The sequence below is a fragment of the Heyndrickxia oleronia genome, assembly GCF_017809215.1.
Classification (GTDB): domain Bacteria; phylum Bacillota; class Bacilli; order Bacillales; family Bacillaceae_C; genus Heyndrickxia; species Heyndrickxia oleronia.
Window position 1 is genome coordinate 3,997,724 of the sequence record NZ_CP065424.1, and the last position, 15,260, is coordinate 4,012,983.

12 protein-coding genes are annotated in these 15,260 nt (G+C 39.6%); 3 read left to right on the forward strand and 9 right to left on the reverse strand.

Annotated elements, in window-relative coordinates; translation table 11 throughout:
• Window positions 1-44 precede the first annotated feature (44 nt).
• From I5818_RS19940 to ilvE, 6 genes are all read right to left on the reverse strand, one after another.
• The gene (locus tag I5818_RS19940; protein ID WP_078109949.1) at window positions 45-1,586 is read right to left on the reverse strand and encodes a 2-isopropylmalate synthase; all 1,542 of its coding nucleotides are present in this window, start codon (window positions 1,584-1,586) and stop codon (window positions 45-47) included.
• Entirely contained in the window at window positions 1,573-2,601 is a 1,029-nt protein-coding gene (ilvC, locus tag I5818_RS19945; RefSeq protein WP_078109948.1) for a ketol-acid reductoisomerase, read from the reverse strand. The genes I5818_RS19940 and ilvC overlap by 14 nt, the downstream gene beginning before the upstream one ends.
• 26 nt (window positions 2,602-2,627) lie before the next feature.
• Window positions 2,628-3,149, reverse strand: a complete 522-nt coding sequence (gene ilvN / locus I5818_RS19950) for an acetolactate synthase small subunit (RefSeq protein ID WP_071977632.1) — start codon at window positions 3,147-3,149, stop codon at window positions 2,628-2,630.
• Complete coding sequence (gene ilvB / locus I5818_RS19955; protein WP_390883476.1) at window positions 3,146-4,861, reverse strand: acetolactate synthase large subunit; 1,716 nt, start codon at window positions 4,859-4,861, stop codon at window positions 3,146-3,148. The genes ilvN and ilvB overlap by 4 nt, the downstream gene beginning before the upstream one ends.
• A 401-nt stretch (window positions 4,862-5,262) precedes the next feature.
• Window positions 5,263-6,966, reverse strand: a complete 1,704-nt coding sequence (gene ilvD, locus I5818_RS19960) for a dihydroxy-acid dehydratase (protein ID WP_078109947.1) — start codon at window positions 6,964-6,966, stop codon at window positions 5,263-5,265.
• Between the two features lie 25 nt (window positions 6,967-6,991).
• Complete coding sequence (ilvE, locus tag I5818_RS19965) at window positions 6,992-7,894, reverse strand: branched-chain-amino-acid transaminase (protein ID WP_078109946.1); 903 nt, start codon at window positions 7,892-7,894, stop codon at window positions 6,992-6,994.
• Window positions 7,895-8,260: 366 nt separating this feature from the next.
• Here ilvE and I5818_RS19970 point away from each other — a divergent pair, with 366 nt between their 5' ends.
• The 3 genes from I5818_RS19970 to thrB are packed head-to-tail and all read left to right on the forward strand — an operon-like array spanning window position 8,261 to window position 11,529.
• Window positions 8,261-9,553, forward strand: coding sequence for a homoserine dehydrogenase (locus tag I5818_RS19970; RefSeq protein ID WP_058005704.1), 1,293 nt, complete (start codon window positions 8,261-8,263; stop codon window positions 9,551-9,553).
• The gene (gene thrC / locus I5818_RS19975; RefSeq protein WP_058005705.1) at window positions 9,554-10,612 is read left to right on the forward strand and encodes a threonine synthase; all 1,059 of its coding nucleotides are present in this window, start codon (window positions 9,554-9,556) and stop codon (window positions 10,610-10,612) included. It begins immediately after the preceding gene.
• Window positions 10,609-11,529, forward strand: coding sequence for a homoserine kinase (thrB, locus tag I5818_RS19980; protein WP_078109913.1), 921 nt, complete (start codon window positions 10,609-10,611; stop codon window positions 11,527-11,529). Before thrC ends, thrB begins: the two co-directional genes overlap by 4 nt.
• Window positions 11,530-11,905: 376 nt before the next feature.
• Here the strand turns inward: thrB and I5818_RS19985 are convergent, their stop codons facing one another.
• The 3 genes from I5818_RS19985 to I5818_RS19995 all read right to left on the reverse strand — a co-directional run bounded on the left by I5818_RS19985 (window position 11,906) and on the right by I5818_RS19995 (window position 15,243).
• Complete coding sequence (locus I5818_RS19985; RefSeq protein ID WP_169846886.1) at window positions 11,906-12,076, reverse strand: hypothetical protein; 171 nt, start codon at window positions 12,074-12,076, stop codon at window positions 11,906-11,908.
• Window positions 12,077-12,147: 71 nt separating this feature from the next.
• Entirely contained in the window at window positions 12,148-13,575 is a 1,428-nt protein-coding gene (locus I5818_RS19990) for an aldehyde dehydrogenase family protein (protein WP_071977627.1), read from the reverse strand.
• Window positions 13,576-13,608: 33 nt separating this feature from the next.
• Window positions 13,609-15,243: an acetolactate synthase large subunit gene (locus I5818_RS19995; protein WP_071977626.1), complete on the reverse strand. Its 1,635-nt coding sequence runs from the start codon at window positions 15,241-15,243 to the stop codon at window positions 13,609-13,611.
• Window positions 15,244-15,260 lie beyond the last annotated feature (17 nt).

Sequence of the window (15,260 nt, forward strand, 5' to 3'; positions counted from 1 at the left end):
CCTCCTTTGATTTTTGTAAAAGTTTAATAGTTTGGAGTTATCATCTAAACTTGTAGTTTTTCCTTTTTATACTCTTCATGAACAATGACTCGATTAATCGCATTTAAATAGGCCTTTGCTGATGCCTCTAAGACATCCTGTGCCGAGCCTCTTCCACCGGATTCAACTCCACTATACTGGACCTTAACAAAGGCATCGGCTAATGCATCTCTTCCAGAACCAAGCGAATGGAGCTTATAATCTTTTAATTCAACCGGACCATCAATCATTCGTGATAATGTATTATAGATTGCCTCCACACTACCTGCACCGGTTCCTGCCTCTTCTAGGACAGTACCATTTGGAGACTTCACAACTACGGTAGCTGTTGGGATATTATTTGTACCATATTGCACCTGAACACTTTGTAGCTCATAGGTTTTCACATCAATTTGTTCAGTCTGTTTATCCGTAAGTATCGCAAAGAGGTCATCCTCGGTCACTTCTTTCTTTCGATCCGTTAATGCTTTAAATGAATCAAACGCATCTTTCAGCTTTTCCGGTGTCAGCTCAAATCCTAATTCCAAGGCTTTTTGTTTAAATGCATGTCTTCCAGAATGCTTTCCGAGAACTAAGTTATTCGATGCGACTCCAATGAGTTCAGGAGTAATAATTTCATAGGTAGATGCTTCCTTTAACACACCGTCTTGATGAATTCCTGATTCATGAGCAAATGCATTTGCACCAACAACTGCTTTATTTCCTGGAACGACCATTCCGGTTAATTTACTAATTAGCTGACTCGTATGTTTGATTTCATCTAGCTTTAATCCTGTTTTTGCCTGGTAATAATCTTGACGAATATGAAGAGCTACCGCTATTTCCTCTAATGCAGCATTTCCTGCTCTTTCACCAATACCATTAATCGTGCCTTCAATTTGTCGTACACCATTTTCAATAGCAGCCAGTGAATTTGCGGTTGCCATCCCTAAATCATCATGACAATGCGCTGACAGAATCACCTTATCAATAGAAGGAACATTTTCCCGAATAAACGAGAAAAGCTCGCCATACTCTTTCGGTGTACTATAGCCGACTGTATCTGGTAGATTAATAACCGTTGCACCTGCTTGAATGACTTCACTAATAATTTTTACTAGAAACCATTTATCTGACCGACTTGCATCCTCAGCAGACCATTGTACATGGGAAAATCTTTGTTTGGCGTATTTTACAGCCTCAACTGCTGACTCCAATACTTCATCAGGGGTTTTTCTTAATTTATAGGTCATATGAATCGGGGAAGTTGCAAGAAAAATGTGAATTCTCGGCTCCTCAGAATCCTTTAATGCATCCCAAGCAATATCAATATCCCGCTTATTCGCTCTTGCTAAACCAGTGATTGAACTATTACGGATCGATCTTGCGATTGATTGTACTGCTAAAAAATCTCCTTGGGAGGAAGCGGGAAATCCCGCCTCCATAATATCTACTCCAAGTCGTTCGAGCTGTTTGGCAATTTCAAGCTTTTCTATCGCATTTAAGTTCACTCCTGCAGACTGTTCGCCATCTCGAAGGGTCGTATCAAAAATATTAATTTTTTGCATATGCTGCCACTTCCTCTTCCTTCTTCTCCTTCTTAACAAATGGCATGAGCTTTCGTAATTCCTCGCCAACTACTTCAATAGGATGCTGATTTTCACTGGCATTAATCGCATTAAATACAGGACGATTCGCTTGATTTTCTAATACCCAACCTTTAGCAAATTGACCAGATTGAATTTCCTTTAACAATTCTCCCATCCGTTTTTTCGTATCTTCATTCACTACTCTTGGTCCAGAAACAAAGTCACCCCATTGTGCTGTATCTGAAATCGAATAGCGCATTCCTTTTAGTCCTCCTTCATAAACCAAATCAACAATCAATTTCATTTCATGAAGACATTCGAAATATGCAACCTCAGGCTGGTATCCTGCTTCTGTCAATGTTTCAAATCCTGCTTTAATAAGTGAAGTTAATCCACCGCAAAGGACTGCCTGCTCACCAAACAAATCTGTTTCAGTTTCTTCCTTAAACGTCGTTTCGAGTACCCCTGCTCGAGAACCACCGATTCCTTTGGAATAAGCAAGTGCCACGTCTTTTGCTTCGCCAGTTACGTCTTGATAAATTCCGATAAGAGCTGGAACCCCTGCACCCTCAACATATGTTCTACGTACTAAATGTCCAGGTCCTTTTGGTGCTACTAAGAACACATCTACATTTTCTGGTGGAACGATTTGATTAAAATGAACATTAAAGCCATGCGCAAAAGCAATTGCTTTGCCCGGATATAGTACGGGTTCAATTTCTTCTTTATATACTTGAGTTTGTCTTTCATCTGGTAAAAGAACCATAATAACATCGGCTTCTTCACTTGCTTCTTTTACAGATTTCACTGCAAAACCATCTTGTTCAGCTTGCTCCCACGATTTCCCTTTACGTAAACCTACTACCACATCAAATCCACTTTCACGTAGGTTTTGTGCATGGGCATGACCTTGTGAGCCGTAACCAATGATCGCGATTTTTTTATTTCTTAAAACCTCATCTTGAATATCTGAATCATAATATACTTTTGCCATTTTTCATCTTCTCCTTTAATCGTTAATTATTTTAATAGGGAATAGGAAGTTAATTCAGTTACTGGCTTTTGCGATCCTCTTAAGAAGGCCGTTAAACCAGTGCGAACCATTTCCTTAATTCCATAAGGTCTTAATAGATCAATTAATGCTTCGATTTTTTCTGTATCACCAGTCACCTGGATGGTAATGCTTTCCCTGCTAACATCAATAATCGATGCTCTAAAGGGTTCGACGATACCGCCAATTTCACTTCTTGTTTGAGGGGTGCTTAGTACTTTGATTAAGGCAAGTTCTCTAGCGACAATGGCTTGATCAGTAATATCTGCAACCTTCAATACATCGATTAATTTATTTAATTGTTTTGTTAGCTGCTCAACCTGCTTCTCATCTTCTACATTTACAACAATGGTCATTCTTGAGATTCCTTCATTCTCTGTTCGACCAACGGTGATGCTATCAATATTGAATTGCCGTTTTGATAACACTCCTGTCACACGATTTAGCACACCGCTTTGGTTTAACACTGTTGCAGTTACTACCCTTTTCATGGTTTCACCCCGATCATTTCATGTAATCCTTTACCAGGAGCGATCATTGGATACACATTTTCTTCCTGTTTTACACGGCAGTCAATGACAACTGGTGAATCATCTGTTAAGCATTCAGCGAATACCCTTGCAGCCTCCTCTTCATTCGTTACACGTACTCCTTTAATGCCATAGCTTTCTGCCAGTTTAATAAAATCTGGTTGTACGGGAATCTTTGAATAGGAATAACGCTCTTCATAAAAGGTTTCCTGCCATTGTCTTACCATTCCAAGTGAGTAATTATTGACAATCACCACTTTTATCGGCAAATGATGTTCCTTCACTACGGCCAATTCCTGTAGAGTCATTTGGAAACCTCCATCACCAACAATTGCAACAACGGTTTGGTCTAGATTTGCTAATTGTGCACCAATTGCTGCTGGAAACCCAAAGCCCATTGTTCCTAGGCCACCCGAAGTGACCCAACGATTTGGCTTAGAAAAATGATAATATTGTGCCGCCCACATTTGATGCTGACCAACATCGGTGGTAATAATTGCATTTCCCTCTGTATATTGATGGACGAGCTCGATTAATCGTTGCGGAGACATTTCCTCTCCACTCTCGCTATACCATAAAGGGAATTGCTCTTTATTTTGGGTTAGCTTCTCGTTCCATTGCTCGATTGCTAATTGAGGTATGTCTTCTTCCAATAGCTTTACTAATGCTTCCTTCGCATCTGCGACAATTGGAATATGCGTTTCGACATTTTTACCAATTTCAGCTGCATCAATATCAATGTGGGCAATCATCGCATGTGGTGCAAAGTGCTCTAATTTTCCAGTTAATCGATCATCAAACCGTGCACCGATATTAATAAGTAAATCCGTTTCATACAGTGCCATATTGGCTGCATATGTTCCATGCATCCCTGCCATTCCTAAAAATAAAGGATGATCAGCAGGAAAGCTGCCTAAGCCTAGTAACGTATTAGTGACTGGTATTTGGTTATTAGTTGCAAATTCGAATAGTAATTCAGTTGCACCAGAATGCAATATACCGGCTCCGGCTAAAATAACCGGTTTTTTCGCCTTAGCCAGTGCCTCTACTAACTTCTTTATTTGTAAGACGTTGGGACTGTAATTCGGTTGATAGCCTGGTAATTGCAGTTCAACCTCGGCTGATAGCTTGATTTTTTGTGAACAAATATCCTTTGGAATATCAATGACTACTGGTCCAGGCCTCCCTGTCGATGCGATATGGAAAGCTTCCTTCACGATTCTTGGAAGATCCTTTATATCGCGGACTTGATAGTTATGTTTCGTAATCGGTGTTGTTATTCCTATCACATCTGCCTCTTGAAAGGCATCAGACCCAATCACTGTACTTGCTACCTGTCCTGTAAAGACGACCAGAGGCAAAGAATCCATCATGGCGTCAGTAATACCGGTTACTAAATTTGTTGCACCTGGTCCTGAAGTTGCAATGACGACGCCAGGTTTTCCTGTCACACGTGCATATCCTTCCGCTGCATGAATCGATCCTTGCTCATGTCGCGATAGAATATGTTTAATGCTTTTTCCATATAAGGCATCATAGATTGTTAGAACTGCTCCACCTGGGTAACCAAATAACACGTCTACTCCTTCATTGATGATTAATTGAATGAGTAAGTCTGCTCCGTTAATTTCCTCCATCACCAATTGATCATCCGAAAACGCTTTAGCCTGCACCTTTTTCCCTCCTAATTTACTTTCATTTGTTTAACAAAACTTGGATAGCAAACTTGCAAGAAAAGAATCTAACAAAAAAAGCCCATTCATCCTCAAAAATATGGCATAAAAAAATCTACCAATTATGAAGGGATGAAAAGACTTCTTTCCATGGTACCACCCAACTTTATGTTATCCTTACGAATAACACCTTTTACAGCGACTAGTTTGATAAAGTGAAAGGTTAGTAGTTTGACTAAAATCCTTTTTCCCTTTTTACTAGCGTTGCTTTTGATAACGAGTGTTAAAGTAAACACTCGGCTATTCCTACTTGTAACCGTTCAGATTAGCACTTAGAGGTGAGTAATGGTAAGGGATACTATCGGTTTTCAGCGATCCCGACTCTCTGTAAGTATCTGGTCTTAACCATTTGTCCTCGTCAACGTTTTTTGCGGTGATTTTATTTTCAATACTCCTCCAGTGTTTGCAGATGTTACTAATGCTGCATATCTTGCTAAATAACCAGTAGTAATCTTTGGTTCTGGAGGATCCCAGTTTAATCTTCTTCGTTCAAGCTCTGCATCTGTTAACATAACTTCTATCTTTCGATTGATTAAATCGATTAATATTTGATCCCCATTTTTGATGAAAGCAATCGGACCACCTTCAGCCGCCTCTGGTGAAATATGGCCGACTGATATCCCCCTTGTCGCACCAGAAAATCTTCCATCTGTAATTAATGCGACACTGGTCGATAATCCTCTTCCAGCTATCGATGAGGTTGGTGCTAGCATCTCAGGCATCCCCGGACCACCCTTTGGTCCTTCATATCTAATAACCACGACATGCCCTTCACGAACTAATCCATTATCGATTCCTTCCTGTGCTTCCTCCTGTGATTCGAATACAATCGCCTCACCGAGGAAGGTTTTTATAGATGGATCGACGGCACCTACTTTGATTACTCCTCCATCTGGAGCGAGATTTCCTTTTAAAATGGAAAGACCGCCAACTGGACTATACGCATTTTCAATCGTACGAATCACATCTTGATCGTGTATGACTGCATCCTTGACGTTTTCGTAAGTACTCTTACCTGTAATGGTTATTCTTGAGCGATGAATGGCTCCATCGATTTTGCAAAGCTCATTGATAATGGCACTAATGCCACCTGCACGATGTACATCTTGCATCGAATAATCTGAGGCGGGACTGATTTTTGCTAAATAAGGTACTCGTTTTGCTACCTCATTAATTTGATCTAAATCGTATTCAATCCCTGCTTCATGGGCAATCGCCAATGTATGTAATACCGTATTGGTTGATCCTCCCATTGCCATATCTAGTGCAAAGGCATCATCAATTGCCTCTTTCGTAATAATGTCACGCGGCTTTATATCCTTTTCAATACAATTCATTAAATGACCCACAGCTTCACGAATGATTCTGTGTCTCTCATTCGAGGTTGCAACAATCGTTGCATTTCCCGGAGGGGTTAGCCCCAGAATTTCCATTAGTGAGTTCATTGAGTTTGCTGTAAACATTCCCGAGCATGAACCACAAGTTGGACAAGCACTCGTTTCAAGCTCAAGTAATTCTTCTTCATCTATTTTTCCTGATTTATATGCTCCTACCCCTTCAAAAACCGAAGTAAGAGAAAGGTTTTTTCCATCAGCAGTTTTTCCTGCTTCCATTGGACCTCCGGATACAAATACGGAAGGAATATTCGTTCTCGCTGCAGCCATTAACATTCCTGGCGTTATTTTGTCACAGTTAGGGATGTAGAAAACACCATCGAACCAATGGGCATTGATTACAGTTTCTGCACTATCAGCAATTAGCTCTCGACTTGGAAGTGAATATCTCATTCCGATATGTCCCATCGCAATTCCATCATCGACACCGATGGTATTGAATTCGAAAGGAACACCACCTGCTTCCCAAATCGCTTCCTTTACGACCTCTGCAAACTTATTTAAATGCTTATGTCCAGGAATAATATCCACATAGGAATTACACACACCGATAAATGGCTTATGTAAGTCCTTCGTTTTTACCCCAGCTGCATATAGCAAGCTTCGGTGGGGAGCACGATCTATTCCCTTTTTTATCATGTCACTTCGCATTGTGCTTCACCTCAACCCCTTTCCATTAACTAACTTGAATCTGATCCGTTTCATACACCTTAGTTCCATCGACGGTAACTACATTTCTAAAAGCCTCAAGTAATTTGTTCGTTACCGGACCAGGCTTGCCGTCAGCAATGTTTCTGCCATCTACTTTTACGACAGCAATGACTTCAGCAGCTGTTCCCGTTAAAAACACTTCATCAGCTATATAAACATCATGCCTTGTAAATACATCTTCACGAATTTCAAATCCTAGTTGTTTAGCAAGTTCAATGATGACGTTTCTCGTAATCCCTTCGAGAGTCCCAACATATCCTGGCGGTGTTTTAATGACATTGTCTTTTACAATGAAGATATTATCTCCTGAGCCCTCAGCAACATAACCTTGGTCATTCATCATCAATGCTTCACTTGCACCCGCTAAGCTAGCTTCAATTTTCACTAATATATTATTTAAGTAATTCAAAGATTTCACCTTAGGATCTAAAACATCTGAACGGTTGCGTCGACTAGCGACGGAGACAACTTCAATACCACTTTCATATAACTCTTTTGGAAATAGTGCTAGTGGTTCCGCTATAATAATGACTCCTGGATGCTTACAAGTAAAAGGGCTTAAACCTAAGTCACCCACTCCCCTTGAAATAACTACACGGATATAAGCATCTTGAAACTTATTTTTTCGCAATGTTTCAATAATCAGTTGTTTTAATTCTTCCTGATCATAAGGAATTTTTAGAGTGATTGAGTGTGCTGATTCGTATAACCGTTTTATATGATCGTCTAAGCGAAAAACATTCCCACTATACATTCGAATCCCTTCGAACACACCATCACCATATAGGAAACCATGATCATAAACAGAGACAACTGCCTCCTCTTTTTTTACAAAACGGTCATTTAAAAAAATCCACTGGTCTGCCAAGCCAACTCAACCCTTTCAATTATGAATCTTTAGAAAAATGATTTAATTGTTGACAATCATACGACTTTAAAATATACCGGTCAACCCCTTTTCAGAAAGTTTTTTGACTATTTAGATTTAACTGTCAATTGGTAAACGCTTACATACCTATCACTATCACTTTCCTCCTTTTATAAATTTTTTGTAAATATTCTAGAGTTTAAAAAACGAAATGATATTTATAAGAAAAATAGATAAATTTTTAAAATAGGCTTGAGTAAAGACCTGAAAAAGGATTATAATGTCCGTTATACAAATACAAATGTTTTTCTAAAATGGATTAATTGAAATTTCCAAAAGAAAGCTAACAAGAATGGAGTGGAGGATTTGGATAAACTATCAGTTGGATTATTAGGATTTGGAACAGTCGGAACCGGTGTCGTGCACCTACTAACAAATGAGCAAGAAAAATTTAGGCAGCAAACAGGCACACAAATTCTAATAAATAAAATCCTTGTAAAAGATCCAGATAAAATTCGAAAAATCGATCAATATAATCAATTATTAACAACTGAACCGAGTGATATAGTAGATAATCCCGAGATTGATATAGTGATAGAAGTCATGGGTGGAATTGAAGAATCGAGAAAACATATCCATACTGCTTTAAAAAATAAAAAACACGTCATCACCGCTAATAAGGACTTAATGGCCCTACATGGTAGTGAATTACTACAAGCTGCTGCAAATCAGGGCTGTGATCTGTATTATGAAGCAAGCGTTGGTGGTGGTATTCCGATCTTAAGAGGGCTAACAGATGGTCTTGCAGCAGATCGAATAAAAAAATTAATCGGGATTGTAAATGGAACAACTAATTATATTTTAAGTAAAATGAGTCATCATTCGGTAAGCTATGAAGAAGTCTTGCAGGAGGCACAATCGCTTGGTTTTGCCGAAAGTGATCCTTCCTCAGATGTAGAGGGCTTGGATGCAGCAAGAAAAATGGTCATTTTAAGTCATTTAGCCTACTCAATCCCTGTCACTTTAGATGATGTTGTCGTTGAAGGAATTACTCATGTAGCTGAAGAAGATATTCTTTATAGTAAAAAATTGGGGTATACCATTAAATTAGTTGGGATTGCAGAGCTAGACAATGGAGAGATTGATGTCCGCGTCGCTCCGACATTATTACCTACTAATCACCCACTTGCTTCAGTAGATAATGAGTATAATGCGATCTATGTTTATGGTCATTCAGTAGGAGAAACCATGTTTTACGGTCCTGGTGCTGGGGAGCTACCAACGGCTATCGCAGTTGTTTCAGATCTAATCTCTGTCGCCAAAAATATGAAACACGGAATCAATGGTCAGCATATTTTCCTACCTCAAAATGAAAAGAAGCTAAAGCCGGCTGACTCCATTGAAAGTCAATATTTCCTTCGTCTTCATGTAAAGGACGAACCAGGGGCATTGTCTAAAATAACAGGTCTATTCAACGAGCAAGAAATGAGCTTGCAGAAGGTCATTCAGGAACCAATTGTATCTAAGAAATTAGCAGAGGTCGTCATTATCACACACACAACCAATCAACAACGATTTGAACAAATCTATCAACTATTAGCAGATTTAGATGTAGTCATCGATGTGAAAAGCAATTATCGCGTAGAGGGGATGAATTAAATGTATTGGCAAGGGCTCATTAATCAATATAAAGACTATTTACCTATCACTGAAAATACCCCAAGCCTAAGTCTCATGGAAGGGAATACACCGTTGATCCCATTAAAAGTATTATCAGAGAAATGGCAGGTAGAAATTTATGTAAAGTATGAAGGCGCGAATCCTACAGGCAGTTTTAAAGATCGCGGAATGGTATTAGCCGTTGCCAAAGCAAAGGAAAGTGGCAGCCGTGGAGTCATTTGTGCCTCTACAGGAAATACGGCTGCTGCGGCCGCTGCATACAGTACAAGAGCTGGACTTGACTGTTTAATTGTTATTCCAAAAGGAAAAATTGCTCTTGGAAAATTGGCGCAATCCATTATGTATGGTGCAAAAATTTATGAAATTGAGGGAAATTTTGATCATGCTCTAGAAATGGTGATACATACTTCCAAGCATTCCGAATATTCATTAGTCAACTCCGTCAATCCGTTTCGCCTTGAAGGTCAAAAGACAGCAGCATTCGAGATTTGCGAACAATTAGGTGAAGCACCAGACATTTTATCCATTCCTGTAGGGAATGCCGGAAACATCTCTGCCTATTGGAAAGGCTTTAAAGAATTTCACAAAAAGAAGGGCTACTCACTTCCAGAAATGCGCGGATTTGAAGCTGAGGGCTCAGCAGCCATCGTACAAAATAAAGTGATCGAAAATCCAGAAACGATTGCGACTGCGATTCGAATTGGTAATCCGGCAAGCTGGAATCTAGCAGTGGAAGCAGCCAATGAATCCAACGGAAAAATTGATAGTGTTACAGATGAAGAAATACTAGAAAGCTATCGAGAACTAGCAGGATTAGAAGGGATTTTTGCCGAACCTGCATCTTGTGCCTCAATTGCTGGAATAAAAAAACAAATCGAATCAGGGGAAATTAAGAAAGGTAGTAAAATCGTCGCTGTCCTAACAGGAAATGGACTAAAGGATCCGGCTACTGCGATGGACCAATTAAGAATCCAACCTGAGATACTCAAAGCAAATAAGGATGAATTACTTAACCATCTAAAGCAGGTGGCACGATGAAGAACGAACCATTTTATTTAAAAGTTCCAGGCAGTACCTCAAACCTGGGTCCAGGCTTTGATTCCATCGGGCTAGCGATTAATCGATATTTATATGTGAGTGTCCAACTTTCCGACCAATGGGATATCCATTTTATAAATAATGAGGTTCCATTACCAGACATCGAAGAAAATATTATTTATAATGCAGCGAAATATGTCAGTGATTTTTACAAAAAAGAACTGCCCCCACTAACCATCTCTATGCAAAGTGAAATCCCACTTGCAAGAGGACTTGGAAGCAGCGCAGCAGCAATTGTTGCCGGGATAGAAATAGCTGACAATATTCTTGAGCTTGAATTAAGTAGAACAGAGAAAGGTCATTTTGCAAGCAGTTTCGAAGGTCATCCGGATAATGCTACAGCCTCTTTATGGGGTGGATTGACTGTATCGTCTCACTCGAATGAATCAACTGAAACGATCATTGGTCCTACTCCAGAAATAGATATCATCGCAATGATTCCTTCATTCGAATTAAAAACAAAAGAGGCAAGATCAGTTCTCCCTGAAACTCTTGCCTTCAGTAAAGCAATCGAAGGTAGTAGCATTAGTAATGTTCTTATCGCTGCTATTTTTCAAAACAACTGGGAATTGGCCGGACGAATGATGGAAAGAGATATTTTCCATCAACCTTACCGGGCCGCACTCGTTCCGGATCTAGCAAAAATTACTGCATTAGGTCATGAACTCGGAGTTTACGGAACCATCCTAAGTGGAGCAGGTCCTACAATCATCTCCTTCGTTCCAAAAAATAAAGGAGAAACCATTGCAAAGGTCATTTCGCAAACATTTAATGATTATCAATATGAAATTCTACAGCCAGACTCTAGTGGTGTGACTAAAGTTCCATCTTTTCCTGGAAACAGGCAATTAATATAAGTGGAGTTAGCAATACATTTTCGTGATTCGCGCGAATTAGGCTGACATTCGCACGATATTTTGGTGATTCGCACGAAACGGACTACGTTTGGCGCGAATCCCCTTTTTCTTTGCTCGATTCGCACGAATTCCGAAATCATTCGCACGAATTCCGATATGATTCGCACGAACTTATGACGGATTCGCACGAATTCCTATATCATTCGCACGAACTTATGACGGATTCGCACGAAACTGACCACGTTTAGCGCGAATCCCCATTTCTCTCCTCGATTCGCACGAATTCCGGAATATTCGCTCGAACTTATGCAAGATTCGCACAAAAAAAGGTTGTCTTATAACACGAATAAGACAACCTACAAGTATGTAGTGATTCTTAGGAAATAGATTTATCTATGGCACTATCCCAATCTGGAAAATAATATAGTGCACTTCGCATTAATTGCGGGTGGGACTTTTTAATACTTTTCTTACCTAATGAATTCCCGTTCATATGCAATTGCTGAATTTCGCGTAATACTTCTTCTACACTCATATCAACTTCCATCTTGCCAGTTCCCTCCTTTCCTTTCGAATCATCTACATACTTGCCATAAATGGATTATCTATACATACAACTTACTTTGTTTTAAAGCTAATAAACTTTTCCTCCATCATTTCTTTCATCGCATACTTTATCCCTTCTCGCCCAACTCCACTATCTTTCCAACCACCATATGGCATATTATCAATACGGAAAGTAGGAATATCATTGATGATAACTCCACCTGTTTCAAGATGTTCAGCCGCATAAAAAGCATGCTCCATATTATTAGTCATAATCCCAGAATTGAGCCCATATATCGAATCATTTGCATCATTAATCGCTTCCTCTAAGGTGTCAAATGGAAAAATACAAACGACTGGACCGAAAATTTCATTTCGGAATACTTTCGAATCACGTGAGACATTCGTTAAAACGGTTGGAGTCAGGACATTCCCCTCTACTGTTCCACCACATTCTACCTTTGCACCAGACTGTACAGCCTCATTAATCCAGGTTTGTAACCGATTCAAGGATTTCTTAGAGATTACGGCTGTGATATTTACATTCTCATCGAGTGGTGATCCAATCACAAGCTGTTTTGTCCGTGCGATAAATTTCTCCAAGAAAGACTTGTATAATGTTCGATGAACATAGATTCGTTGTATCGATATGCAAACTTGACCATTATAAGAAAATGAACCCAACACACTGCGTTCGATAACTTTATCAATATCCACCCCTTCATCAATAATAAAAGGAGAATTTGACCCTAGTTCCAATGTCAATTTTCTAAAGCCAGCCTGTCGGTGAATTATATGTCCTACTTCAACACTACCTGTGAATGTCACATTTTTAACATATGGATGTGTGGTCAATGCTTCACTGAGTACTTCGCCTTTTCCGGGAATAATATTTAATACGCCATCTGGCAGCCCTGCTTCTTTAAAAATTTCAGCAAGTAATAAAGAGCTTAATGGCGTTTGTTCCGCAGGTTTAAGAACTATCGCATTTCCCGCTGCAATGGCAGGACCTACTTTATGGGCAACAAGATTAAACGGAAAATTAAATGGAGTGATTGCCGTTACTACACCCATGGGAGTATGAATCGTAAAGCCAAAGCGATTTTCCCCACCCTCAGCAGCATCCATTGGGATTTGTTCTCCATAATTACTTTTGGCTGCTTCCGCGGCAAAACGATAGGTTTGAACCGTTCGATTCATTTCCTCACGCGCATTTCTTATTGATTTGGCTGCTTCTAAAGCAATAACTTTCGCACATTCCTCACTGCGTGCTTCCATTATTTCTGCCGCTTTATATAAAATTTTTGCTCTTGCATGTGCCGGGACTGTTCGAAACTTTTGAAAAGCTGCATGTGCCTCTACAATTGCTTCTACCGCATCTGCTGGTTCAGCCTGCCCAATCTCTGCAAGCTCCTCATCTGTATGAGGATTATATAATGGTTCATACGCTTTCGCATCCCTCCAATGACCACCTATCCACAAGGACCATTTTTTCTTCATGTTCTTTTCCTCCTCGATTTACGATCAACGAATTTATAATTTACAAATATAATTTCCAAGTGTTTTTGATAGCTCCACATTTTCTGAGTAGTCCACATCCACATCAATGATGACAATTTCTTCACTAGCCATCGCTTTTTCTAAAGCAGGTAACAATTCATCTGAATGCTTTACCTTTATACCTTGCACATCAAAGCTCTTTGCGAATTCTAAAAAGTCTGGATCAGTAAATTCAATCTCATTAGATCGATTAAATTTATTCAGTTGCTTCCATTCAATCAAGCCAAATTTTGAATCGTGAAAAATAATAATCACAATGGCAAGACCAAGTCGTTTGGCTGTTGCTATTTCAACACCATTCATAAGAAACCCTCCATCGCCTGTTACAGCTATTACAGGCTTGTCTGGATTGGCTAATTTTGCAGCAATCGCACCAGGAACCGCAATCCCCATAGACGCCCAACCATTGGAGATAATTGTGTGATTTGGTTTTTCAGGTTGAAACATTCGAGCAATCCACAGTTTATGTGCACCAACGTCTGAAATTACGATAGCTTCTCCTTTTTCCGCCTTTTTTAAGTCTGCCAGTATTCTTTGCGGTTTAACCGGGCTTCCGGAAATCGTGTCTTTCGCATGAAGTTTTTCATCTAATTGGGATTTTAATTGTTTTACCTTTTCCCATAATTCCTTTTTTTCCACATATGTACTTAATTCATCTAATCCTTCCTTCACATTTCCAACTAGCTCCACTTGGACTGGATAAAACGCATCGACTTCAGCAGGTAAACTATCCAAATGAATGATTGGATTCATTGCTTCATCATTCCAATATTTAGGTAAATATTCAACAAAATCATAGCCAACCGTAATAATCAAATCGGCTAAATCAAAGCCACATAAAACATAGTCCTTTGCCTGCATTCCAACTGTATACAAGGTAAGCGGGTGATCAGATGGCAAGACCCCCTTAGCCATAAACGTATTCACTACAGGAATATTTTTTGCTTCAGCAAATGCACGAAGGCTCTCTACTGCTCCATCACGAATAACCCCGTTTCCAGCTAGAATAATTGGACGTTTTGATCGATTAATTGCTTCTGCGGCCTGTTTAATTGCACTTTCTGCTGGTCGAGATATCGGAAGAGGTGTTACTGGTAATGGCTCACCTTCTGTGTCCATCATGGCAATATCCTCAGGTAATTCAATATGAACAGCACCCGGCTTTTCAAGAACTGCTGTTTTAAAGGCCTTTCGGATAATTTCTGGAATGGTATGTGGTACTCTTATTTGTTGATTCCATTTTGTTACTTCTTTGAAAACCCCGATAATATCAACGTATTGATGTGATTCCTTATGGATACGCTCAAGACCAGCCTGTCCTGTAATTGCCACAACTGGAGCGTGATCGAGATAAGCATCCCCAATTCCAGTTAATAAATTGGTCGCACCAGGTCCTAATGTTGCTAAACAAACGCCCACTTTTCCTGTTAAACGACCATAAATATCCGCCATAAATGCAGCTGCCTGTTCATGATGCACAACGATAAATTCAATATTCGAACCTATAAGAGAATCAATTAAATCCGTATTTTCCTCTCCAGGTATTCCAAAAATATATTCCACTCCCTCATTTTCTAAGCATTGAACAAATAGATCGGAAGCTTTCAAGAATATGTACCTCCTTG

Excerpts from the sequence above, each read along its gene's own strand:
- I5818_RS19940 (WP_078109949.1), bottom strand. The coding sequence starts at position 1,586 with ATGCAAAAAATTAATATTTTTGATACGACCCTTCGAGATGGCGAACAG.
- ilvC (WP_078109948.1), bottom strand. The coding sequence starts at position 2,601 with ATGGCAAAAGTATATTATGATTCAGATATTCAAGATGAGGTTTTAAGA.
- ilvN (WP_071977632.1), bottom strand. The coding sequence starts at position 3,149 with ATGAAAAGGGTAGTAACTGCAACAGTGTTAAACCAAAGCGGTGTGCTA.
- ilvD (WP_078109947.1), bottom strand. The coding sequence starts at position 6,966 with ATGCGAAGTGACATGATAAAAAAGGGAATAGATCGTGCTCCCCACCGA.
- thrC (WP_058005705.1), top strand. The coding sequence starts at position 9,554 with ATGTATTGGCAAGGGCTCATTAATCAATATAAAGACTATTTACCTATC.
- thrB (WP_078109913.1), top strand. The coding sequence starts at position 10,609 with ATGAAGAACGAACCATTTTATTTAAAAGTTCCAGGCAGTACCTCAAAC.
- I5818_RS19985 (WP_169846886.1), bottom strand. The coding sequence starts at position 12,076 with ATGGAAGTTGATATGAGTGTAGAAGAAGTATTACGCGAAATTCAGCAA.
- I5818_RS19990 (WP_071977627.1), bottom strand. The coding sequence starts at position 13,575 with ATGAAGAAAAAATGGTCCTTGTGGATAGGTGGTCATTGGAGGGATGCG.